The sequence below is a fragment of the Rubellimicrobium rubrum genome (assembly GCF_006152115.1).
In the GTDB taxonomy this organism is placed as follows: Bacteria; Pseudomonadota; Alphaproteobacteria; order Rhodobacterales; family Rhodobacteraceae; genus Rubellimicrobium; species Rubellimicrobium rubrum.
Window position 1 is genome coordinate 168,302 of sequence record NZ_VDFU01000008.1, and the last position, 23,432, is coordinate 191,733.

Genomic DNA, 23,432 nt, shown 5'->3' on the forward strand with positions numbered 1-23,432 from the left:
GCCAACGCCACGGGGGGCTCGCAGGCGCGAGCCCCCCGTTCAGCCGCCCTCCGCAGCAGGCCCGATCCGGCCACAAGGTGTCGTCCTTGGCCGCGCGTCCCGATGTTGCGTGCCAGACCCCTGTCCGGCCTGCTCATCCAGCCGTGACTGATCCCCATCCCTTCGAGAACGACCGACCCATGATCGACTTCCTTGTCATCGGCGGTGGCATTGCCGGCGTTTCCGCCGCGGCCCGCCTCTCGGCCCTGGGCTCCGTCACCCTGCTGGAAGCAGAGGACAGGCTGGGCCATCACGCGACAGGTCGCTCGGCGGCGGTCTTCGAGGAAACCTATGGCGCGCCCTCGACCGTGGCCCTCAGCCGCGCGAGCCGGTCCGAGTTGGAAGACAGGGCGGTGCTGAGCCCGCGCGGCCTGATGATGGTGGCCCGCGCGGAGGAGGATCAGGCCTTTGAGCATGACCTGATCGCGCTCGAGATGACCGAGATCGGGCTCGGGGAGGCCCAGGAGCGGTTTCCGATCCTCGGCCCCGCGGCAATCCGGGCGGCGTTCCAGCCCGACACCTTCGATCTCGACACCGACCGGCTGCTCCAGGGCTTCCTGCGCGAAGCCAAGGCGAACGGGGCGCAGGTCGTCTCGCGTTCCCCCGTGACGGCCATTCGCCGGACCGGCGCAGGCTGGACCGTGGAAGCGGGCGCGACATACGAAGCCCATGTCCTGGTCAACGCCGCGGGCGCCTGGGCGGACAGCGTCGCGGTCATGGCCGGACTGCCGCCGCTGAGCCTGCAACCGATGCGACGCTCGATGGCGCGAATCCCCTCACCCCTGGACCCATCCTCTTGGCCCATGGTGCTGGGCGCGGGCGAGAGTTGGTACATGAAGCCCGACGCGGGCGCGCTCCTCGTCTCCCCAGCCGAGGAGCAGCCGCAGGAGCCGCACGATGCCTGGGCCGACGATATGGTGCTGGCCGAGGGCCTCGCCCGCTTTGAGGAGAACGTCACGATGGAGGTGACGCGGTTGCTGGCCTCCTGGGCCGGGCTCAGGACCTTTGCTCCCGACCGCCAACTGGTGCTTGGGCCCGACCCGCTGGAGCCTGCGTTCCTTTGGTGCGCGGGACAGGGCGGCTACGGCTTCCAGACCTCCTGCGCGGCCAGCCGGCATTTGGCGGAACTGGCCGGAGGCGGCCCGACGACGCTAGGGGCGGAACTGGCGGCGGCGCTGTCCCCGGCGCGGTTGCGGACCTAAGGCCGCTGTCCTCTCCCTCATCCTCCGAGAGGATGCTAAGGGGGGACCATGCTTTCCTACCAGCACGGCTACCACGCCGGAAACCTCGCCGACGTCCAAAAACACGCCATGCTCGCCTGGGTGCTGGCGGAGCTTGGGAAAAAGGACAAGCCGCTCAGCTACATGGAAACCCATGCGGGCCGGGGGCTCTACGACTTGGGCAGCGGCGAGGCGCTCAAGACCGGCGAAGCGGCGGCGGGGATCCAACGCGTCGAAGGGTGGTTCGCCCAGGACGACCCCTATGCCAAGGTGCTGGCAGAGACGCGCCGGATGCATGGGCCTCGCGCCTATCCGGGCTCGCCCCTCGTGGCTGCCCTGACGCTGCGCCCGCAGGACCGGATCACGCTGGCCGAACTCCACCCGCGCGAAGGCGACGCCCTTCAGCGCAACCTCGCCCCGCATGGCGCACGGATCGAGCGGCGGGACGGAGCGGAGATGGCCCTGACACTGACCCCACCCACGCCGCGCCGGGGCTTTTTGCTGATCGACCCATCGTGGGAGGTGAAGGACGAGTACGCCACGGTTCCGGACCTCATGGAGCGGGTGCATCGGCGCTGGAACGTGGGCGTGCTGATGCTGTGGTACCCCCTTCTGCCCGACGAGCGGCACGCCCCCATGCTCAGGCGGCTGGAGCGGTCCTTTCCCGACGCGCTCCGGCACGAGGTCCGGTTTCCGCCGGCCCGGCCCGGCCATGGCATGGTGGGCTCGGGCCTGTTCACCGTAAACCCGCCCTGGCGGCTGGACGAACGCGCGGCCTGGCTCGCTGAGCGTTTCGTGACGCTCTGAAGCCTTTCCGCAGGCCGATCCACGCTATACCTCGGACACATGTTCGAGCACCTCCTCCGCCGCCTCCTGTCACCCGCCCCTGAAACCCTCCCCGACCCGGACGCGCGTCTGGCGCTGGCGGCCCTTCTCGTACGGCTGGCCCGGACGGATGGGCACTACACCGCCGCCGAGGTGAGCCGCATCGATCAAGTGCTGAGCGCCCGGTTCGGCCTTGGCCCTTTCGAGGTCGCCCGCCTGCGAGGCGACGCGGAGGTCCTGGAGACAGAAGCGCCCGACACCGTCCGCTTCACCCGCGCCATCAAGGAACACGTGCCCTACGAAGAGCGGCTAGGGGTCATCGAGGCGCTCTGGGAGGTCGCGCTGGCGGATGGCCGGCGCGCCGAGGACGAGGACGCGCTGATGCGGCTTGTGGCTCCGATGCTCGGGGTGGAGGACGCCGACAGCGGTCTTGCGCGTCAGCGCGTGGACGCCCGGCTGCGGTGATCGCCGCTCTTCCGATGTACGACCGGCCCGACAACTGGGCGGCGCATGACGCGCTCTGGTCGCTCATCCGGGACGGGCTTCGGTCCCGGGGGAATGCGGCACCCGACGCGCTGGACCACGGGACGGACCCCATGGACGAATGGGGACGGCCGGACCTCGTGCTCGGGCAGATCTGCAACCTGCCCTAGTGGGCGCGGTTGCGGGACCGGGTCACGATCATCGGCGCCGCCGACTATGAGCTCCCCGGTGCCGGGCCGGGAGAGTACTACAGCGTCGTCATCGCCCACGCCGCCAGTCCAGCGCTGGGTGCGCGCTTCGCGCTCAACGACGCGGCGTCGAACTCCGGCTGCGACCTTGGGCAGGAGTAGGCGGCATGCAACGGGATCGCGATCCGGCCGGTGCTGGTCACGGGCTCGCACGCCGCCTCGCAGAGGGCGGTGACCAACGCCCGAGCGGACCTGGCCAGCATCGACGCGGTGACCTTCCGCAACCTGCGGCGCTGGGACGACACGGCCCGCCATGTCCGTGTGGTGGGCCACACAGCATCCGGGCCGGGCATGAGCTTCATCACCGCCAGGAGCCGCGACCCGGCCCCGTTCCGTGCCGCGATCGCAGAAGCCATCGCCGCCCTGCCCAAGGTCGAGGCAGAGGTGCTGGGACTTCGGGCAGTGGTGGTCTTGCCCCTGTCGGCCTATGAGCGACGGCTGCCCCCGTCACCTGACGTCACAAAGGCCTAAGCCCAAAAACGTTGCAATCGACCCGGAAATGACGTCTCCTTCCCAAGCCATAGGGAAGACAACGTGCCGAACGACGCCGCGCCCGTCATTGAAATTCGCAATCTTCACAAGGCCTATGGGTCGCTCGAGGTGCTGAAGGGCGTCGATATCGCCGCGCCCGCCGGGCATGTGGTGGCGATGATCGGATCCTCGGGATCGGGCAAGTCGACTCTGCTCCGCTGCTGCAACCTGCTGGAGGACAGCCAGCAGGGCGAGGTGGTGTTCTGCGGCGAACCGGTGCTTTGGAAGGGACGCGGCATGGACCGCCGCCCGGCGGACCGGACCCAGGTGGTCCGCATCCGCACAAACCTGTCGATGGTCTTCCAAAGCTTCAATCTTTGGTCCCACATGACGATCCTCCAGAACGTCATGGAAGCGCCTCTAACCGTCCTGAAGCGCGACCCGCGCGAGGTCGAGGACAAGGCCCGCGCCTACCTCGCCAAGGTTGGCATCGCCGACAAGGCTGATGCCTGGCCTGCGCAACTGTCAGGCGGGCAGCAGCAGCGCGCCGCCATCGCGCGCGCGCTCTGCATGGAACCCAAGGCCCTTCTTTTCGATGAGCCCACCTCCGCGCTGGACCCCGAGCTGGAACAGGAGGTGGTCCGGGTGATCAAGGCGCTGGCCCAGGAAGGGCGGACGATGATCATCGTGACGCATGACATGAGGCTTGCGGCGGATGTCGCCCATCATGTCGTTTTCCTTCACAAGGGTCGCATCGAGGAGGAAGGCCCTCCCGACCGGCTTTTTGGAAACCCTCGGACGGAGCGGCTCCGAGGGTTCCTGTCGGCCACGCAGGCCGCCTGACAAGAACCGCTCGACCAACAAGGGAAACAACGATGAAAAGACTTCTGCTCGCCTCCGCCCTGGCGCTCTCGGCGTCGGCGGCGCTCGCGCAGGACGTGGTGCGGATCGGCACCGAGGGAGCCTATCCGCCCTACAACTTCCTGGACGACTCGGGCGAGATCGCCGGCTTCGAGCGGGAGCTCGGCGACGAGATGTGCCGCCGCGCCCAGCTGACCTGCGAATGGGTCACGAACGAGTGGGACTCGATCATCCCGAACCTCGTCTCGGGCAACTACGACGTGATCATGGCCGGCATGTCGATCACCGACGAGCGGGACGAGGTCATCGACTTCACCCAGAACTACTACCCGCCCACGGCATCGGCCTATGCGGCCCCCAGCGCCGAGGCCGATATCCAGGGTGGCGTCGTGTCGGCCCAGGCGGCGACCATCCAGGCCGCGCATGTCGCCACGACGGGCGCCACGCTCCAGGAATACGCCACTCCCGAGGAAACCGTGGCCGCCGTCCGCAACGGCGAGGCCGATGCGGTGTTCGCGGATTACGACTTCCTGGCGCCGATCGTGGCGAACTCGGGCGGCGAGCTTCAGTTCGTGGGTGACCGCGTGCCGCTGGGCGGTGGCATCGGCGCAGGCGTCCGTGAATCCGACACCGCGCTTCGCGACCAGCTCGACGCCGCGATTCAGGCCATGAAGGACGACGGCTCGGTGAACGAGCTTCTCGCCAAGTGGTTCCCGGGCGAAACCGTCCCGAGCTTCTGACCCCTAATCCCGAGGGACACCCAGTGCTCCCTCGGCTCCCGCCCAGGTTCCTGTCATGTGCGCCGACCCATCCACCCTGAGCGATGCGCTCTGGTTCCTGTGCTACCTGACCACGGGCAAGCACCTGGGCTTCTACGCCTCGTTCGGAACGGTGCTTCTCCTTCTCTTGGTCACCGCACCGGCAGCTCTCCTCCTCGGCTTCGGGGGCGCCATGCTGGCGCGATCGCGCGTGGCGCCGCTCTCCTGGATCGGCAAGGCCTACATCCTGCTCGTCCGGGGCATTCCGGACATCGTCTTCTTCCTGTTCTTCGTGATCGCGCTGGATCAGGGCTTCGAATACCTTCGGCACCGGCTTCTGTGCCCCGACTGGGACCAGCCCGTGCGTCAGGGCAACGACTTCGTCGTCTGCGACATCGCGAAACTGCCCCTGTCCTCCTCGCCCCAGTGGATGCACGAGGTTTATGGCTTTTTCCTCGCCGTCCTGACCTTCGCCATCGTGTTCGGCGCGTTCGCGGGCAACGTCCTGTTCGGCGCCATGCGCGCGGTTCCTCGCGGCCAGATGGAAACGGCCGAGGCCTATGGCATGACCCATCGCCAGGCCTTCTGGCGGGTGCTGGTCCCGCAGATGTGGGTCTATGCTTTGCCGGGGCTGTCGAATCTGTGGATGGTCCTGATCAAGGCCAGCCCTTTGCTGTTCCTCCTGGGCGTCGAGGACATCGTGTACTGGGCGCGCGACCTTGGCGGCTCCAAGACCCCGCAGTTCACCGACTTCCCGCATGGCGACTGGCGGATGTGGTACTTCCTGTTCCTGCTGGTCTTCTACCTCGCCTTCACACGCGTCTCTGAGATCGTGCTCGATCGGCTGATGCGGCGGTTCACACACGGACAGGCCGTCGCCGGAGGCGAAGCCCAGCGCAAGGCCGCCATGGCGGGACCGGCATGAGCTGCCTCGACACCATTCAGGCCTACGCCTTCCGGTCCCTTGGCTACGGGGAACGGGCGCTGCCGACGACCGATTTCACCTTCTGCCAGCAGGCGACCCTGATCGGTTCGGGTCTGGCCTGGAACATCTATTTCGGCGTGGTGGCGCTGCTGGCGGGGTTCTTCCTGGCCATTGGCATCGCGCTGGCACGGACATCCCACAAGGCGTGGGTCCGCAAGCCCGCGGAGTGGTTAGTCTTCATTTTTCGCGGCTCGCCACTCTTTATTCAGTTCTTCTTTGGCTACTTTCTTTTCCTCAGTCTCAAGGGGCAGTTTCCGGGCCTGGGCATCCTGACCTCGGCTTGGCTCGGGGCACTGATCGTGCTTTTCTTCAACACCGCCGCCTACTCGGCCGAGATCTTCAACGGCGCGCTACAGGCCATTCCCAAGGGCGACCTCGAGGCCGCCGACGCCTATGGCCTGACAGGCTGGACCAAGTTCCGCCGCATCGTGTTCCCGACCATGCTCCGCCTGGCCTGGCCCGCCTACACCAACGAAGCCATCTTTCTGTTCCACGCCACCACGCTGGTCTTCGTGAGCAGCTTCCCGGCCATCCAGCAGAAAGGGGATGCGCTTTACTACGCGCAGTATTTCGCGGACAAGACCTTCAACCCGTTCGTCCCTTACCCCATCCTTGCGGGGTATTTCGTCCTCCTCACCATGGCCATCGTCGGACTGTTCTGGCTGGGGTCGAGGTGGCTCAACCGTCACATGCCCTCCAGCACGGGACGCTGGCGCGCCAAGTTTCAGGTGATCCGATGACATGGCCCCCACGGTTTCTGGCCGTCGGCCCGACAAGCCTCTAGCCCTCCAGAAAGCCAAAAGGTGATTACAATGAGCTGGCTCGACCAGCACCCCGAGGTGCGCAACATCCGTTGCGGCGCCGTCGACCTGAATGGACAGGCGCGCGGAAAGCGTCTCCCTGTCCGATTTGCCCGCAAGATCGAGGAGGAAGGCACCCGCTTCCCGCTATCCGTGCTCAATCTCGACATCTGGGGCGAGGATGTGGAGGACTCTCCCCTCGTCTTCGAGATCGGCGACCCCGACGGGGTTCTCCGACCGACCGAGCGGGGCTACGTTCCCATGCCCTGGCTCCAGACGCCTTCGGCGCTCCTGCCCATGTGGATGTACACGGAGGATGGTCAGCCCTTCGACGGGGACCCCCGCCATGCGCTTCGGGCGGTGGTGGAGAGATTCAAGGCCCATGGCCTCACGCCGGTCGTCGCCACCGAGATGGAGTTCTACCTCGTGGACGACTCCGGGGTGGACCTGCGGCAGGCCCCCTCGCCCCGATCCGGCAAGCGCCGCCCGGGAGCCGAGATCCTGAGCCTGCGCGCCCTCGACGCGTTCGACTCCTTCTTCAACGATCTTTACGAAGCCTGCGATGCCATGGACATCCCGGCCGAAGCAGCGATCAGCGAGGTGGGCCTGGGCCAGTTCGAGATCAATCTCAGCCATGTGCCGGACGCCCTAAAGGCCGCGGACGACGCGTACCTGTTCAAGATGCTGGTGAGGGGCTTGGCCCGCAAGCACGGCTTCGCCGCGTCGTTCATGGCCAAGCCTTATGAGGATTACGCAGGGAACGGTCTCCACACCCACTTCTCGGTCCTAGACTCCGAGGGGAACAACGCCTTCGCGAACAGCACCTTCGAGGGGACCCCAGTCCTTCGCAACGCCATCGCGGGCTGCCTCAAGGGCATTCCCGATCTGACGCTGGTCTTTGCGCCCCACGCCAACAGCTACGAACGGCTGGTGCCCGAAAGCCATGCCCCGACCGGCATCTGCTGGGCCTACGACAACCGCACCGCCTCGGTCCGCGTGCCGGGCGGCAGCCTCAAGGCGCGCCGCGTGGAGCACCGGGTGGCGGGCGGGGACGTGAACCCGTACCTGTTCTTGGCGGCCGTGCTGGGTTCGGCCCTCATCGGCATCGAAGACGACCTGCAACCCCCGCCGCCGATCATGGGAAACGCCTATGAACAGGATCTGGCGCAGATCCCGGATACCTGGGAGCAGGCCATCGAAACCTTCGAGACCAGCGCCTTCGTCCGGCGCATCTTTGCACCGCAGCTCATCGACAACTTCGTCATGACCAAGCGGCAGGAGTTGCACTACATGGCCGAGCTTACGCCCCGGCAACAGCTCGAACTCTATCTCGACACCGTGTGACCGGTCACCGCCGGGGCTCTTTCCCGGCGGGACGGCTGCTCCTCCGAACCGGTCCAGAGACAGTGGGCCGGCGCGGATCGATCGCTCCGGTCCGACGAGGCCGGATCGACCTGACGCCGTCCGCAGTTCAGCTTGGCGTTGAACGGACGCAGCCCGTTCAATTTACGGCTGTTTGTGTCTCATTATGATTAAAATTGTTTGGAATGCGGGACTCCGTTTCCCAATGCAGCCCCGATGGTGCCCGAATGCCGCCATATCTCGCGTTAATCTCTTCTTAACCAACACGGGAGGGAAACAGTGGATGCAGAGATCGGCAGAACGTCCTACGCTTCCCGGTTTTGGCCAACAAGGCGAGCCTCTCCCCGCGTGACCCAGTCCGACCGATCCTGACGGGACCGCGCGGGACGGCGTCCGGCGCAACTCAGGCTCATGCGGCCATCCGAGATCGGATCGCCGCTGCGACGGAGTGCGCCCCCTCTTCGATCCCTACGTCTTCAATCCCAGCAACAAGGACTTTGACATGGCTGTAACTTCCATCTCCGACGCCACCAAGATCAGCGGCTTCATCGGGGCCTGCCTCGTGGACGGCGACACCGGTCTGATGCTTGCCTCCGAAGGGGGCGGCAAGCTCGACATGAACATGGTGGCGGCGCTCAACACCGACTTCGTGAAGGCCAAGCAGAACGCCATCGACACGCTGGGGCTGAATCAGGACATCGAGGACATCCTCATTACCCTGGACAAGCAGGTTCACCTGATCCGCCCGCTGGAGCGGAACCGTTCCATGTTCATCTACGTGGCGCTGGAGAAGGCGAACTCGAACCTCGGCATGGCCCGCATCCAGCTGAAGAACCTGGAAGCGAATCTCAAGATCTGACCGCAGGCGGGGTTTGCCCCATCGCGGTCCAGGGCCGGCCCAACCGGGCCGGCCGTTGCGTTCCGTCCCTGGCGGGGACGACATGTGCCACAACGTCTTGGGGGACGGCCTTTGCCCCTGCGCGGAAGGGGGTTGACCACCCCCCCGGGTCCGGGCGTAGGCCTAGGCCACCCCAATACGAGACCCCCATGCTTATCGGCATCCTGCAGACCGGTCATGCGCCCGACGCGCTCAAGCCCGCCCATGGCGATTATCCCGACCTCTTCCAACGGCTCCTCAGGGACAAGGGACTGACGTTCCGCACCTGGGCCGTGGTGGATGGGAAGTTTCCTTCCGGCCCCCACGATGCGGACGGCTGGCTCATCACCGGATCGCGCCACGGCGCCTACGAGGACCACCCCTGGATCCCGCCCCTCGAGCGGCTGATCCGCGACATCCACAAGCAGGGCGTGCCGATGGTCGGCATCTGCTTTGGCCATCAGATCATCGCTCAGGCAATGGGCGGACGGGTCGAGAAGTGGCCGGGCGGCTGGTCGGTGGGCCGGACCGACTACGACTGGGGCGACGAACGCATCGCTCTCAATGCCTGGCATCAGGACCAGGTGGTGGAACGGCCCGAGGGCGCCAAGGTGGTCGCCACCTCCCCCTTCTGCGCTAATGCGGCGCTGGTCTACGGGGACAGCATCCTCACCGTGCAGGCGCACCCGGAGTTCTCGCGTCCCTTCGTGGCCGACATGATCGAGAAGCGGGGGCGTGGGCTCGTGCCCGATCCCCTGCTGGACAGGGCCAAGGCCGCCGTGGAGCAACCCATCGACGACCAGAGGCTGGCCGACCGGATCGCCCGCTTCTTCAAGGAACGGGTGACGGCATGAACTGGCTCGACAAGATCCCCGCCGCCGCGCGGGCCTATCTCGATGGCAGCCGTCTGGACGAGGTCGAGTGCGTCATCGCCGACTTCCCCGGCATCGCGCGCGGCAAGGCCGTCCCGGCTGCTAAATGGGAGCGGCAGCAGTACTTCCACCTGCCGAACTCCATCTTCTTCCAGACCATCACCGGCGACTGGGCTGAAGCCGCCACCGACGGCTTCACCGAACCCGACATGATCCTGCGCCCGGACCTGGCCACCGCCACGGCGGCCCCATGGGCCGTGGACGGGACGCTGCAGGTGATCCACGACGCCTATGACATGCAGGGCAACCCCATCGGGATGGCGCCCCGCAACGTGCTCAAGCGCGTGGTGGACCTGTACCGCGCCCAGGGCTGGACCCCCATCGTCGCCCCGGAGATGGAGTTCTACCTCGTGGGCCGCAACGTCGATCCGGCCAAGGAGATCGTGCCCATGATGGGCCGGACGGGCCGCCCCGCCGCCGCCCGCCAAGCTTACTCCATGACCGCCGTGGACGAATACGGTCCCGTCATCGACGACATCTACGAGTACGCCGAGATTCAGGGCATCGAGATCGACGGCATCACCCAGGAAGGCGGCGCAGGGCAGCTCGAGATCAACCTGCGCCACGGCGACCCCGTGCGCCTGGCCGACGACGTGTTCTACTTCAAGCGCCTGATCCGCGAGGCCGCGCTGAAGCATGACTGCTTCGCCACCTTCATGGCCAAGCCCATCGAGGGCGAGCCGGGCAGCGCGATGCACGTCCACCATTCCGTGCTGGATGCCAAGGGCCGCAACATCTTCTGCGGCCCCGACGGAGAGGAGACGCCCGAGTTCCTGAACTTCGTGGGGGGACTCCAGCGGCATATGCCGGCAGCCATCGCCGTCATCGCGCCCTATGTGAACAGCTACCGCCGTTATGTGCGCAACCACGCTGCCCCCATCAACCTCGAATGGGGCCGGGACAACCGGACCACCGGGCTGCGGGTCCCGGTCTCATCCCCCGAGTCGCGGCGGGTCGAGAACCGGCTGCCGGGAATGGACTGCAATCCCTATCTCTGCATCGCGGCATCGCTGGCCTGCGGTTATCTGGGCATGACCCGGCAACTGGCGGCCGGAGCGATGTTCGAAGGCGACGCCTACCAGTCGGATGCCGAGATCCCCTATTCGTTGTCCGACGCGCTCGATCTGTTCGAAGAATCGAAGGATCTTCAAAGCGTTCTGGGCGAGGATTTCTCGCGCGTGTATTCCATCGTCAAGCGGACCGAGAACGAGGAATTTCTTCAGGTCATCAGCCCCTGGGAGCGGGAGCATCTCCTGCTGAACGTCTGATGGCCCGCGATCCGCTGCGCCAGAACGACCCGGTCCCTGGGACCTATCCATCGTCCTGGTATGCCGAGAGCGCGCAGGTCGCGGCTCCGCGCGGGCCCCTCAAGGGGGCGCAGCGCGCCGACGTGGCGATCGTGGGCGCGGGCTACACCGGACTCTGGGCGGCCAAGACGCTGGCCCAGCGGGGGCTGAAGCCCGTGATCCTCGAAGCGCATCGCGTCGGATGGGGCGCTTCGGGGCGCAACGGCGGGCAGGTGGGCACCGGCACCAACTGGGACCAGCGCAAGCTGGAGTCGCGGATGGGCCGGGACGCGGCGCGCGCCGTCTGGGACATCTGCGAGGACGGCAAGCGCCAGCTTCGCGAGTTCTGCGCCGCCGAGGCGCCCGAGGCGAACTACCTTCCCGGCGTGGCACACGGGGAATACTCGGCGTCCGAAGCGCGGGACTCCCGCGCCGGCGCGGAGCATCTGGCACGCCACTACGGCTATGACCGGATCGAGGTCATGGACCGCGACGCGTTCCGGGCGCTGGTGAAGTCGCCTTTGTATGTCGGGGGGGTGCTGGACCGGGGGGCGGGGCATGTGCATCCGCTGCGCTATGCCCTGGCGCTGGCGCGCGCGGCCGAGCGGGCGGGGGCGGTGATCCACGAGGGTTCCATCGTCCTGGGGATCGAAAAAGGCCAGCCCGCCGTTCTGCGGACCAAGGACGGAGAGCTGCGGGCCGATCACGTGATCCTCGCGGGGAACGGCTACATGCCTGACCTCGATCCGCAGGTCGCGGCCCGCGTCATGCCGATCAACAGCTTCATCGGCGCGACCGAGCCCCTGCCCGACCGCTGGCAGGACGTGTTGGCCGAGGACATCGCCGTGGCGGATTCCAAGTTCGTGGTGAACTACTTCCGCTTCTCCGAAGACCGCCGTTTCCTGTTCGGCGGGCGCGAGAGCTACGGCCTGGGCTTCCCAAAGGACATAGGCGGGCCGCTGCGGCGACGACTCGCGGATCTGTTCCCGCAACTGACTGGGGCAAAGATCGAGCATGTCTGGGGCGGAACGCTGGGGATCACCATGACGCGGCTGCCGCTGCTGTTGCGGGTCGCGCCCAACATCCTGTCGGGGGGCGGCTTCTCGGGCCATGGGGTCGCACTGTCGGGGATCTCGGGCCGGGCCATGGCCGAAGCGGTCCTGGGTCAGGCGGGCCGCTTCGACGCGCTCTCCCTCCTTCCCACACCGCGCTTTCCTGGCGGGGCGCTCGCGCGGGCGCCGCTCCTCACCCTGGCCATGACTTGGTACGCCATGCGGGACCGGCTGGGCATCTGAGCCGACCACCGGCGCAAGACGTCGCGAGAGGAGCCGGGCGCCGCGCAAGGACCTTGCGTAGCAGGCCCCCTGGCTCGCGAGGGCCGGCATTGCCCGAGGCATGACGCACAGGTTAAGAAGGCTCAGCACGAGGAGAGCCGCCATGAACGACCAAAGCCCCAATTCCTGGGAGTCGCGGGCCGACGCCGCCACCTTCTACGGCTTCACGGACCTGCCAAGCGTCCGGGACCGTGGCGCGGTCGTTCTCACGCATGGCAAGGGCCCCTACATCTACGACGTCCACGGGCGCGAATACCTCGATGCGAACTCGGGCCTTTGGAACATGGTGGCGGGCTTCGACCACCCCGGCCTGATCGCCGCCGCGCAGGAGCAGTACGCCCGTTTCCCCGGCTACCATGCCTTTTTCGGTCGTTTGTCCGACCAGACCGTGATGCTGAGCGAGAAGCTCGTGGAGGTGTCGCCCTTCGAGACGGGCAAGGTGTTCTACACCAACTCCGGCTCCGAGGCGAACGACACCCTGGTCAAGATGCTCTGGTTCCTCCACGCCTCGGAGGGGAACCCACAGCGGCGCAAGATCCTGACCCGCGTCAACGCCTATCACGGCGTGACCGCCGTCTCGGCCTCCATGACCGGCAAGCCCTACAACTCGGTCTTCGGCCTCCCCCTGCCCGGCTTCATCCACCTGACCTGCCCGCACTACTGGCGCAACGGCGCGGAGGGCGAGACCGAGGAGCAGTTCACGCAGCGCATGGCCGACGAACTGGAAGAGGTCATCGCGCGCGAAGGGGCCGACACCATCGCGGGCTTCGTGGCCGAGCCGGTCATGGGCGCAGGTGGCGTGATCGTGCCGTCCAAGGGTTACTTCCAGGCGATACACCCGATCCTGAAGCGGCACGGCATCCCGCTGATCTCGGATGAGGTGATCACCGGCTTCGGGCGGACGGGGAACACCTGGGGCTGCGAAACCTTCGGCTATATGCCCGACGCCATCATCTCCTCCAAGAACCTGACCGCCGGGTTCTTTCCGATGGGTGCCGTGATCCTGGGGCCGGAACTGACCGACCGCCTGCAGCGTGCCTCCGAGGCCATCGAGGAGTTCCCGCACGGCTTCACCGCCTCGGGTCACCCCGTGGGCTGCGCCATCGCGCTCAAGGCCATCGACGTGGTGATGAATGAAGGGCTGGCCGACAACGTCAAGCGTCTGACGCCCAGGTTCCAGGCCGGCATGGCCAGACTGGCCGAGAACCCGAACATCGGGGAATGGCGCGGCGTGGGCCTGATGGGAGCGTTGGAGGCTGTCGCGGACAAGGCCACCAAGCGGCCTTTCGACGGCAAGCTGTCGGTGTCCGAGCGCATCGCCAACACCTGCACCGATCAGGGGCTGATCTGCCGACCGCTGGGCCAGAGCATCGTTCTCGCCCCGCCGTTCATCATGACCGAGCCGCAGATGGACGAGATGTTCACCAAGCTGGGTCAAGCGCTCGACAAGGTGTTCGCCGAGGTGGCCTGACGCACGGGGAGCCCCGGCTCCCCGCCGTTTCCGACCGGCATAGAGCTCAGCGCTTCTCTTCGTCGTCCTTTGCGGGCCCCGAGGACCCCGGCATGAGCCCGCCGCTCATGGCCTTGAAAAAGGCTTCCTGCTGGGCTCGGATCGCCTCGAAGCCCGGAAGCTTCGTGATCGGGTTGCCCTTGGTCATCTGCTCCAGCACCTTCGACTGGCTTTCGCGCAGCATCTCGAAGCTGGCAGCAAGGAACTGGGGCATCACCGTCGCGGCCTGTGTCGTATAGGTCCGCACGAGCGAGGTCAGCACGTCCGTGGGCAACACGTTCTCGCCACGCGACTCGTGCTCTGCGATGATCTGGAGGAGGTATTGCCGCGTCAGGTCGTCGCCGGACTTGAGATCCACGATCTGAACATCCCGGCCCTGACGGATGAAGAGCGCGATGTCCTCCAAGGTCACGTAGTCGCTGGTTTCCGTGTTGTAGAGGCGACGGCTGGCGTAACGCTTGATCAGGAGCGGCTTGTCATTGTCAGGCATGGACGGCTCCGGTTGCTGCACGTGCAAACAGCCTAGGCCCGGTCAGGACAAAAGGAAAGGGCGGACCCGCATGGGCCCGCCCCTCACCGCTGCCGGGCAGCGGTCAATCCTTGATCAGGTGCCGAAGCCCCCGATAGCGATCAGACATTCGTGGAGGTCGAGGTCGTCTGGACGCCGGTCTTGGCGGCGTTGGTGATGTCGGTGGTCGCCTTGCGGGCGGCGTTGGTCATGTCCTCGGACATGTCCTTGCCGGCGGCGAGCATCAGCTCGAGCGTTTCGGTCTGGACGCGTTTGGCGATGTCGGCAAAGGCGGCCATGTGCTCGGCGGCGGCTTCGGCGGAGGTGGACATGAAGTCGGTGATCGACTTGGCGTAGTCCGCGGGATCGGCCTTGGCCTGGGTCACGGAGGTCAGCTTGGACAAGGTGTCCTGCATCCAGCGGGCCGACAGGTCGGTGGACTTCTGCGCGGCTTCGATGGCGACGGTGGACAGCTTTTCGGCCAGGGCGGCTTGGGACTTGGCGAGGTTCTCAACGGACGAGGTGTCCACGGGGAAGTTCGTCATCGCGTCTTTCATCATCTGGGCGTAATCGGTCGAAGCCATGTCGGCATCCTTTCGGAAATGGAGGCGACCCGGTCGCCCCTGTGTTCAGCACGATGAATATGGATGCTGCACTGCAGCATTGCAAGGGTTGTTTCTGCGGTGCAGCGCTGGAGCGGCGGGAAATGGCGCGCCCGATTGCCGCAGGGTCACGCGGCGTCGGGCTTGGCCGTCACATAGGTCCCTGGTGCCGGGGCCAGCGCGGGATGTCTCGCATCGCCCGGCTCTCGGGCAGGGACCAGATCACCCGAACGCTGGGCCAGCCACTCGCCCCAGCGCGGCCACCAGCTGCCCTCGTGCTTCTCGGCAATCCTGAACCAGTCCTCGGGCGCAGCATGCAGGTCATGGCCGGTCCAGTGGCCGTACTTCTTCTTGGTGGGCGGGTTCACGATCCCGGCGATGTGACCTGACTCGGACAGGATGAAGGTCTTGTCCGCAGCACCCATCTGCTGGACGCCGCGATAGGAGGATTTCCATCCCGCGATGTGGTCGGTCTCGCAAGCCACGGCGCAAAGGGGCACCGTGACCTCGGAGATGTGGACCGTCTCGCCGCAGATCGGGAAACCCGTGGTCGCGAAGCGGTCGCCCTGGCAGAGGCCACGCAGGTATTCGACGGCCATCTTGGCGGGCAGGTTCGTGGAGTCCCCGTTCCAGTAAAGCAGGTCGAAGGCCGGCGGCGTCTGCCCCAGCATGTAGGACCGGATCGCCGGCTGGTAGATCAGGTCGTTGGACCGCAGATAGCTGAAGGTCCGCGACATGAAGAAGGCTTCAAGGATGCCCTTCTCCATCGACTCCTTCTCGATCCCGTCCACGAAGTCGTCGTCGAGGAAGACCCCGACCTCCCCCTGGTCCGAGAAGTCGGTCAGCGTCGTGAAGAAGGTGGCGCTGTTGATCGAATTGTCACCGTGGTTCCTGAGCAGCCCGAGGGTCAGAGCCAGCGTGGTCCCGGCGATGCAGTAGCCCACGGCGTTGACGACATCGGTCCCGCAGATCGCCTTCACCTCGCGGATGGCCGTCAGGTAGCCGTCCTCGACATAGTGGTCCAGCGAGGTGTCCTTGTAGGACGGATCGGGATTCACCCAGGACACGACGAACAGCGTGAATCCCTGATCCACCACCCATTTGATAAGGCTGTTCTGGGCCTTGAGGTCGAGAATGTAATATTTGTTGATCCAGGGCGGGAAGATGAGCAGGGGAATCTCGCGCACCTGCTCGGTCGTGGGCCTGTACTGGATCAACTCGAACATGCGGTTGCGAAACACCACCTCGCCCGGCGTGGTGGCGAGGTTCTCTCCGACCTTGAACGCGCTCTCGTCCGCAAGACGGACGATCAGTTCGCCATCGTTGCGCTCCAGGTCCGTTACGAGGTTGGTCAGGCCGTCCACGAGGGACTGGCCGTTGGTTTCCACGGCGCGCTCCAGCGCGTCGGGATTGGTGGCGAGAAAGTTCGTGGGTGCGAGCATGTCCACGATCTGCTTCGAGAAGTACTGAAGCCGCCGTTTGTCGCGTTCGGACAAGCCGTCAGTCTGCGCCACTGCCTTCTGAACGGCGTCCGCGTTGATCAGGTACTGCTGCTTCCAGAAGTTGAACCAGGGGTGCGTATCCCAGAGCGGGTTCGAGAACCGCCTGTCCTTTGGACCGGGATCTTCGGGCGCCTTGAACGGGCCCTTGGCAAGCGCGGCTTGCGCTTCGGCGAAATGCGCCAGCGTCTTGCCCCAGTAGCCGGCCTGCAGCTCGATCACCTTGGCGGGGTGCTCCACGGCTTCGGCCATCCAAGCCTGCATCGCCTTGAGATAAAGCTCCTGCGACGGACCCTGGAGAGCGGCTGGCACCTTCTTGCGCTTCGCCATTATGCCTACGAGGCGCTTTGTCAGCACGTCGATCTTTTTCAAGTTTGCTTCGAAAAGCTCAAGATTGCGGCCCGTTTGCTCCACTCCTCCGTTCGTATCCGCACTGTCGGTTGCCATGAGCGGAACTCCGTTTTAGTTTTGCAGTTGCAGCATAAGGCGTTGGCAAGGTCCTCGGTGCGACCCTGTCCGCATCGAGCGGGAGACCTGACGTGAAGTATATGTTGACGTATGACCTGATGGAAAGTGTGCGCAACACCAACCAGTGGCTGGGGGCGACGGCACGGGCCATGGGTGCCTATCCGGTGATGGCCGCGACGGGCAACCCATTGGTCGAGTGGGTCAAGGCCTGGGGCGACGTGACCGAGCGGACCTTTGCCCGGATGGTGGTTAAGCCCGACTGGGGCATTTCGGCTGTCACCGGCGACGACGGGCGCGACCACACGGTGCGAATCGAAACGCTGGTCAGCAAGCCTTTCGGCAACCTTCTCCATTTCCGGGCACCGGGGCGGTTCCCGCGCCAGCGCCGCGTCCTCATCGTTGCGCCGATGTCGGGGCACTATGCGACGCTGCTGCGCAAGACGGTGATCTCCCTGCTGCCGGACTGCGAGGTGTTCATCACCGACTGGCACAACGCCCGCGACATTCCCGTGTCCGAAGGCAAGTTCGACATCGAGGACTATACTCTCTATGTGGCCGAGTTCATGCGCCACTTGGGACCTGACGTTCATGTGATGGCGATCTGCCAGCCCGCGCCGCTGGTTCTGGCTGCAACGGCCATCCTCGCCGAAGAGGCCCCGGAAGCGCAGCCCCGGTCGCTGATCCTTGTGGGCGGGCCGATCGACCCGGACGCCAACGCGACCGACGTGACCGACTTCGGTCGCCGCGTGACCATGGGCCAGCTCGAACAGCTCGTGATCCAGCAGGTGGGCTTCAAGTACAAGGGCGTGGGCCGGATGGTCTATCCGGGGCTGCTGCAGCTGGCGTCGTTCATGTCCATGAACGCCCAGACCCATAACCGGAGCTTCGTGGACCAGATCTTCCGCGCCGCCAAAGGCGAGACGTCGGACCACGACAAGCACAACGCGTTCTATGATGAGTACCTGGCTGTCATGGACATGACGGCCGAGTTCTACCTGTCCACCGTGGAACGCGTCTTCAAAGGCCGTGAGATCGCCCGCAACGTCTTTACGGTCGCGGGTCGCACGGTGGATATGGGCCGCATCAACTCGGTGGCCGTGATGGTGGTCGAAGGCGAGAAGGACGACATCTCCGCCCCCGGGCAATGCCTTGCCGCGCTCGACCTGCTGACCGGACTGCCCAAGGCCAAGAAGGCTGCCCATCTGGAACCCAAGGCGGGCCATTATGGGATCTTTGCGGGCAAGAGCTGGCGCGACAACATCCGCCCGCTCGTGCTCAAGTTCATGGATGAAAACAGCGGCCTTGTGGAACGGCGGCCCCGGGCTGTCTCGATGCTGCCGATCGTCGCCGCGCAGGGCGAATAGTCAGAGCCTATGGGCCCAGTCGACCGTCCGCCGCACAAGGGGGGCGGTCTGGCCCGGGCTTTTTACCGCGCCAGCCATCACATGGCCCATGGGGTCGTCGCCGGGTCCGGGCGTCAGCACGATCCGGCGGGCGGGCCCCCGCCAGCGGCGCATGACCGCCGACGTCAGGCCGGGGTCCACCACCTGATCGGAATCAGCATAGGCGAACAGCGCCGGCGCATCGATCGCATCGAGATCGGCCCGACGCACGGCGCGCACTGCCTGGGCCATCGGGGCATAAGCCTGGACGGGGTAGCGCGGGGTCCAGATGCCGGTCGTGTCGATCACGGGCGCCCCAACCTCCCCCCGGATCAGGAGCGGCCCCCACCAGCTGGACAGCGGCGCATCCAGCACGGCCTGAAGACGACGCAGCCGCACCCCGTAATGGGGCGAGATCATGACGGCGCCCGCGACCGCCTCGGCTCGGGCCAAGGCCAGCGTGAGGAGCGTGCCGCCCGTCGAGCAGGCGATGGCGAGGACCCGTTCCCCGATGATGCGCCCGATGGCCAAGGCTTCGGCCACGTCGGCCTGCCAGTCCGGCAGGGTGGCCCGCCCCATGGCCGAGCCGTCCTGGCCATGGCCGGTCAGCCGGGCCCCGTACAGGTTCGCCCCCAGTTCCTCGGCGACCCGCTCGGGGTAGGGCGATAGCTCGCGACGGCTGGCCGAGAAGCCGTGGATGAAGACCACGGACCACGGCGTCCGTTCCGGCGCACCCGCCCAGGTCACGCGTTTTTCGCAGCCCGGCCGGAGATGCGGCACGCGAGCCTCGCGCGCCGCGAGCCAAGCCTCCATCCCGGCGGGCGGCGGAAGCGTCACGTCACCTCCTCGATGGCCCGGGCGATCAGCTTGAGGCAGCGTGGCGACGAGAAGCGGTGGTCGGCGTCCTTGACGAGGGTCAGCCGGACATCCGGCCCGCTCACATGGTCTAGCAGTCGCTGCGCCGTCCCGACGGACACCTCCCGGTCGGCGGTGCCCTGCAGCATCCGGGTCGGCATCGGCAGATGGAGCGGCGCGCGCAGGATCAGGTTCTCGCGCCCGTCCTCGATGAGGTGGCGGGTGATCTTGTAGGGGGCGCCATAATCCGAGGGGATGTGGATGTGCCCCTGCTCCATGAGTTGCGCCTGAAGGAAGTCGGGGGCGTCGGCCCACATCGAGTCCTCGGTGAAGTCCGGCGCGGCGGCGATGGTGACAAGTCCCGCCACCCGCTCGGGCGACCGCCGGGCCACCAGAAGCGAGATCCAGCCCCCCATGGAGGAGCCCACGAGCACGACGGGGCCGGGGGCGAGGTCGAGCACCGCCTGGGCGTCCTCAAGCCACTGGCCGATGGTGCCTTCGTCGAACGATCCCTCGCTCTGGCCATGGCCGGAATAGTCGAAGCGGGTGAAGGCACGCCCCTTGGCCTCGGCCCAATCGGACAGCCAGGCGGCTTTGGTCCCGGTCATGTCGGACCGGAAGCCACCCAGGAACACGACATGCGGCCCCTGCCCCGTTTGCCGCATCAGCGCCAGCCTGCGTCCCTGGGGCGTGGTGATGGTCTCCATGTCGCGGGTCTCCTGCTTCGCTGCACCCGCATGGTGCGCGGGCCTTGACGGTTCCGCAAGCGGTGGGCAGAACCCCCGGACCCGCAACCGGGCGCAATCGTGGGCGCCAGACCGACGAGGAGCAGGCCATGGCCTCCATCTCCCTGACATTTCCCGATGGCAACTCGCGCCAGTACGAAGCGGGCGTGACGCCCGCGCAGGTGGCACAGTCCATCGCGCCGTCGCTGGCCAAGGCCGCTGTCTCCGCCACCTTCGACGGCCAGCACTGGGACCTCCAATGGCCCATCGACCGGGACGGCGCGCTCGCCATCCGGACGCTCAAGGACGCCGAGGGGCTGGAGCTGATCCGGCACGACCTCGCCCACGTCATGGCGCGGGCGGTCCAGAGGCTCTGGCCCGACGTGAAGGTGACGATCGGCCCTGTCACCGAGACGGGCTGGTTCTACGACTTCGACCGGTCGGAGCCCTTCACGCCCGAGGACCTGGGGGCCATCGAAGCCGAGATGCGCCGCATCATTGGCGCCAAGGACCCCGTGCGGACCGAGGTCTGGGACCGCGCCCGTGCCATCGCGCATTACGAAGAGACGAACGAGCCCTTCAAGGTCGAGCTGATCAACCGCATCCCGGAGGGCCAGCCCATCCGTATGTACTGGCACGGCGACTGGCAGGACCTGTGCCGCGGGCCGCACCTCCAGAACACGGGGCAACTTCCGGGCGACGCCTTCCGGCTGATGGGCGTATCGGGCGCTTACTGGTTCGGTGACGTGAACCGGCCGCAGCTCCAGCGGATCACGGGCGTGGCGTTCCGCAACCGCGACGACCTCAAGGCGCATCTCACGATGCTGGAGGAGGCCGCCAAGCGCGACCACCGCAAGCTCGGCCGCGAGATGGAGCTCTTCCACATGCAGGAAGAGGCACCGGGCATGGTCTTCTGGCACCCGAACGGCTGGACGATCTACCGCGCCCTTGAGGACTACATGCGGCGGCGGCAGCGGCGCGCGGGCTACAAGGAGATCCGCACGCCACAGGTGCTCGACCGCATCCTGTGGGAGAAGTCGGGTCACTGGGAGGCCTACCGCGAGAACATGTTCATCGTGGAGGTGGACGAGGAAGGGGCCAAGGAGAAGCGCATCAACGCGCTGAAACCGATGAACTGCCCCTGCCACGTTCAGGTCTACAACCAGGGCCTCAAGAGCTACCGCGACCTGCCGTTGCGGCTTGCCGAGTTCGGGTCGTGCCACCGCTACGAGTCGTCGGGGTCGATGCACGGGCTGATGCGCGTGCGCGGCTTCGTGCAGGACGATGCGCATATCTTCTGCACCGAGGACCAGATCGAGGCCGAATGCGCGTCGTTCCTCGGGCTGCTGTCGTCGGTCTACAAGGACCTCGGCTTCGAGACCTTCGACATCAAGCTCTCCACCCGGCCCGAGGTGCGGGTGGGCTCGGACGAGGTCTGGGACAAGGCCGAGGCAGCGCTGGCCGGGGCCATCGAGAAGGCGGGCTACCCCTATGAGATCGCGCCGGGCGATGGGGCCTTCTATGGACCCAAGCTCGACTTCAAGCTGACCGATGCCATCGGACGCGAGTGGCAGTGCGGGACGTTCCAGGCGGACTTCAACCTGCCGAACCGGTTGGACGCGGAGTATGTGGGCGAGGACGGGGCCAAGCACCGGCCCGTCATGCTCCATCGCGCGATCCTGGGAAGCTTCGAGCGATTCCTGGGCATCCTGATCGAGAACTACGCAGGCCGGATGCCGTTCTGGCTGGCGCCCCGGCAGGTCGTGGTGGCGTCCATCGTGTCGGATGCGGACGACTATGTCCGCGAGGTCACGGAAGCGCTGCAAGCGGCGGGCCTGCGGGCCGAGGCAGATATGCGGAACGAGAAGATCAACTACAAGGTCCGTGAACACTCGGTCGGCAAGGTGCCGGTGATCCTGGCGCTGGGCATGAAGGAGGTCGAAGCCAAGACCGTCTCCATGCGCCGCCTGGGCGAGGACGGGCAAAAGGTGATGCCTCTGGGTGAGGCGATCGCCCAACTGGCGGGCGAAGCGCGGGCCCCGGACCAGAGGGGCTGATCGCGCAATGAAATCTTGAGCCGCGTGCGGAACGAACCGCGCGCGGATGCCGTTTGTCCTGCATCCCGTCCCACGGGTACGGGCAGACGGCGAGGTCTTATGACGCAATCCAGTTTCGATCCTCAATCCTCCTCGATCGAGGAGGAAAGGCTCCGCCATGCGGAGCGGCTTCCCACGGATGGGATCATCCAGCGCATCGAGGAGCGGGCGACGTTCGGCAAGCGGGTCGTGGACCAAGGGGGCGTTCGCGTCTCCACCCGCACCGAGGTCCAGACCGAAACCCTTCGCGACATCCTTCAGGACGTGACCGTCGAGGTCGAGCGCGTCCCGGTCGGCCGTTTCGTGGAAGCTGCCGAGGCGCCGCGCACGGAAGGCGACCTCACCATTCTGCCCGTCTACGAGGAACGCCTCGTCGTCGAGAAACGCCTGTTTCTCCTTGAGGAGGTCCATGTCCGGCGCCAGGCGCGGAGCCACGAGGTCGAGATGCCCGTGGAGGTCCGCCGCCAGGTGGCCGAGGTGGAACGCCTTGCCCCGTTGGACGGTCCAATCGCAAGTCCAGACACTTACCAAGGAGTGAGCACAATGATGGACGACATGTATTCCGGCTCGCGCACCGTCACCGCGATGTTCGACAACAGCGCCGAGGCCGAACGCGCCGTATCCCGTCTTCGTACAGCAGGCCTGTCCGACAGCCAGATCCGCGTCAGCGGCGGCTCGACCCAGAGCTATTCGGGCACCGTGGACTACAACGACACCACCTATCGCGACCAGCACAAGGGCTTCTGGGATTCGCTCTCGGACTTCTTCTTCCCGGACGAGGACCGTTACAGCTATGCCGAAGGGCTGTCGCGCGGGGCCAGCATGGTGACCGTGACAGGCTTCGACGCTTCGATGCACGACACCATCGTGGACATCCTCGACGACGAGGGCTCGGTGGACCTGAATGCCCGCGAAGGCGAATGGCGGTCCTCGGGCTGGTCGGGCTACGAGGGATCGGAGTACCGGCGCGATGGCGACATCTCGGGCACCGGCGGCATGGCGGGCGGCACCTCGGGCCTGTCGGGTACGGCCCATGGCCTGGGTGCCACCATCGGGGCTGCGGCGGACCGCGTGGGCGATGCCTTCACTGGCGACAGCCGCGACACCACGGCCACCGATGGCAGCATGAACACCCGCGGCACCATCTATGACGACGGCCTGCAGGACCGCACCACGCAGATGGCCGCCGACACGGGCCGCCGCTCGCAGGCGGACCTCGGCTCGCAGCAGCAAGGCTACGCCGACACCGGGTCGATGTCGCAGTCGGGCGGCGTGGGAACGGCGGGCCTGGGCCAGATGGGCGGCG

At 66.4% G+C, this 23,432-nt stretch carries 24 protein-coding genes; 19 read left to right on the top strand and 5 right to left on the bottom strand.

Translation table 11 applies throughout. The annotated features are described in order from the left end of the window. Positions 1-179: 179 nt before the first annotated feature. From FHG66_RS09505 to FHG66_RS09570, 16 genes are all read left to right on the top strand, one after another. Entirely contained in the window at positions 180-1,241 is a 1,062-nt protein-coding gene (locus tag FHG66_RS09505; protein ID WP_139076506.1) for an NAD(P)/FAD-dependent oxidoreductase, read from the top strand. Positions 1,242-1,289: 48 nt separating this feature from the next. Further along, positions 1,290-2,066 (top strand): 23S rRNA (adenine(2030)-N(6))-methyltransferase RlmJ, encoded by a 777-nt coding sequence (locus FHG66_RS09510; RefSeq protein WP_139076507.1) that lies wholly within the window; start codon positions 1,290-1,292, stop codon positions 2,064-2,066. Between the two features lie 39 nt (positions 2,067-2,105). Next, complete coding sequence (locus FHG66_RS09515) at positions 2,106-2,549, top strand: tellurite resistance TerB family protein (RefSeq protein WP_139076508.1); 444 nt, start codon at positions 2,106-2,108, stop codon at positions 2,547-2,549. After that, positions 2,546-2,737 carry a hypothetical protein gene (locus tag FHG66_RS22225; RefSeq protein WP_246082533.1) on the top strand — a complete coding sequence of 64 codons (192 nt, stop codon included), beginning with the start codon at positions 2,546-2,548 and terminating at the stop codon, positions 2,735-2,737. Before FHG66_RS09515 ends, FHG66_RS22225 begins: the two co-directional genes overlap by 4 nt. Before the next feature lie 9 nt (positions 2,738-2,746). Next, positions 2,747-2,917, top strand: coding sequence for a hypothetical protein (locus FHG66_RS22230; protein ID WP_246082534.1), 171 nt, complete (start codon positions 2,747-2,749; stop codon positions 2,915-2,917). A 30-nt stretch (positions 2,918-2,947) separates the two neighbouring features. Further along, positions 2,948-3,286: a substrate-binding domain-containing protein gene (locus FHG66_RS22235; protein WP_342777485.1), complete on the top strand. Its 339-nt coding sequence runs from the start codon at positions 2,948-2,950 to the stop codon at positions 3,284-3,286. A 63-nt stretch (positions 3,287-3,349) separates the two neighbouring features. Beyond that, a complete protein-coding gene (locus tag FHG66_RS09525; RefSeq protein WP_139076509.1) occupies positions 3,350-4,129 on the top strand; it encodes an ABC transporter ATP-binding protein in 780 nt (259 codons plus the stop codon). Positions 4,130-4,161: 32 nt separating this feature from the next. Then, positions 4,162-4,887: a transporter substrate-binding domain-containing protein gene (locus tag FHG66_RS09530; protein ID WP_139076510.1), complete on the top strand. Its 726-nt coding sequence runs from the start codon at positions 4,162-4,164 to the stop codon at positions 4,885-4,887. 55 nt (positions 4,888-4,942) lie between these two features. Further along, on the top strand, positions 4,943-5,830 hold the full coding sequence (locus FHG66_RS09535) for an ABC transporter permease (RefSeq protein ID WP_139076511.1): 888 nt from the start codon (positions 4,943-4,945) through the stop codon (positions 5,828-5,830). After that, positions 5,827-6,630 carry an ABC transporter permease gene (locus FHG66_RS09540; protein WP_139076512.1) on the top strand — a complete coding sequence of 268 codons (804 nt, stop codon included), beginning with the start codon at positions 5,827-5,829 and terminating at the stop codon, positions 6,628-6,630. Before FHG66_RS09535 ends, FHG66_RS09540 begins: the two co-directional genes overlap by 4 nt. A gap of 72 nt (positions 6,631-6,702) precedes the next feature. Beyond that, complete coding sequence (locus tag FHG66_RS09545) at positions 6,703-8,034, top strand: glutamine synthetase family protein (protein ID WP_139076513.1); 1,332 nt, start codon at positions 6,703-6,705, stop codon at positions 8,032-8,034. A 520-nt stretch (positions 8,035-8,554) separates the two neighbouring features. Beyond that, positions 8,555-8,911: a roadblock/LC7 domain-containing protein gene (locus FHG66_RS09550; protein WP_139076514.1), complete on the top strand. Its 357-nt coding sequence runs from the start codon at positions 8,555-8,557 to the stop codon at positions 8,909-8,911. Positions 8,912-9,099: 188 nt separating this feature from the next. Next, positions 9,100-9,783 (top strand): type 1 glutamine amidotransferase, encoded by a 684-nt coding sequence (locus FHG66_RS09555; protein ID WP_139076515.1) that lies wholly within the window; start codon positions 9,100-9,102, stop codon positions 9,781-9,783. Further along, positions 9,780-11,129: a glutamine synthetase family protein gene (locus FHG66_RS09560; protein WP_139076516.1), complete on the top strand. Its 1,350-nt coding sequence runs from the start codon at positions 9,780-9,782 to the stop codon at positions 11,127-11,129. The genes FHG66_RS09555 and FHG66_RS09560 overlap by 4 nt, the downstream gene beginning before the upstream one ends. Continuing rightward, positions 11,129-12,442: an NAD(P)/FAD-dependent oxidoreductase gene (locus FHG66_RS09565; protein WP_139076517.1), complete on the top strand. Its 1,314-nt coding sequence runs from the start codon at positions 11,129-11,131 to the stop codon at positions 12,440-12,442. Before FHG66_RS09560 ends, FHG66_RS09565 begins: the two co-directional genes overlap by 1 nt. Positions 12,443-12,584: 142 nt before the next feature. Then, entirely contained in the window at positions 12,585-13,952 is a 1,368-nt protein-coding gene (locus FHG66_RS09570; protein ID WP_139076518.1) for an aminotransferase, read from the top strand. A gap of 46 nt (positions 13,953-13,998) precedes the next feature. Here the strand turns inward: FHG66_RS09570 and phaR are convergent, their stop codons facing one another. From phaR to FHG66_RS09585, 3 genes are all read right to left on the bottom strand, one after another. Further along, positions 13,999-14,481: a polyhydroxyalkanoate synthesis repressor PhaR gene (gene phaR / locus FHG66_RS09575; protein WP_139076519.1), complete on the bottom strand. Its 483-nt coding sequence runs from the start codon at positions 14,479-14,481 to the stop codon at positions 13,999-14,001. Between the two features lie 140 nt (positions 14,482-14,621). Next, on the bottom strand, positions 14,622-15,083 hold the full coding sequence (locus FHG66_RS09580) for a phasin family protein (protein ID WP_139076520.1): 462 nt from the start codon (positions 15,081-15,083) through the stop codon (positions 14,622-14,624). 146 nt (positions 15,084-15,229) lie between these two features. Next, positions 15,230-17,047 carry a PHA/PHB synthase family protein gene (locus FHG66_RS09585; protein ID WP_139076521.1) on the bottom strand — a complete coding sequence of 606 codons (1,818 nt, stop codon included), beginning with the start codon at positions 17,045-17,047 and terminating at the stop codon, positions 15,230-15,232. A 92-nt stretch (positions 17,048-17,139) separates the two neighbouring features. Here FHG66_RS09585 and phaZ point away from each other — a divergent pair, with 92 nt between their 5' ends. Continuing rightward, the gene (gene phaZ / locus FHG66_RS09590; protein ID WP_139076522.1) at positions 17,140-18,432 is read left to right on the top strand and encodes a polyhydroxyalkanoate depolymerase; all 1,293 of its coding nucleotides are present in this window, start codon (positions 17,140-17,142) and stop codon (positions 18,430-18,432) included. On the opposite strand, the gene FHG66_RS09595 is transcribed toward phaZ, so the two are convergent. Continuing rightward, positions 18,433-19,287, bottom strand: a complete 855-nt coding sequence (locus FHG66_RS09595) for an alpha/beta hydrolase (protein WP_139076523.1) — start codon at positions 19,285-19,287, stop codon at positions 18,433-18,435. It lies immediately after the preceding gene. Beyond that, the gene (locus FHG66_RS09600) at positions 19,284-20,012 is read right to left on the bottom strand and encodes an alpha/beta hydrolase (protein ID WP_139076524.1); all 729 of its coding nucleotides are present in this window, start codon (positions 20,010-20,012) and stop codon (positions 19,284-19,286) included. Before FHG66_RS09600 ends, FHG66_RS09595 begins: the two co-directional genes overlap by 4 nt. A 128-nt stretch (positions 20,013-20,140) precedes the next feature. Between FHG66_RS09600 and thrS the strand changes: the two genes are divergently transcribed. Next, positions 20,141-22,087 carry a threonine--tRNA ligase gene (gene thrS, locus FHG66_RS09605; RefSeq protein WP_139076525.1) on the top strand — a complete coding sequence of 649 codons (1,947 nt, stop codon included), beginning with the start codon at positions 20,141-20,143 and terminating at the stop codon, positions 22,085-22,087. A gap of 99 nt (positions 22,088-22,186) precedes the next feature. Then, positions 22,187-23,432: YsnF/AvaK domain-containing protein (locus tag FHG66_RS09610; protein WP_139076526.1), on the top strand; the 1,246-nt coding region annotated here is incomplete at its 3' end.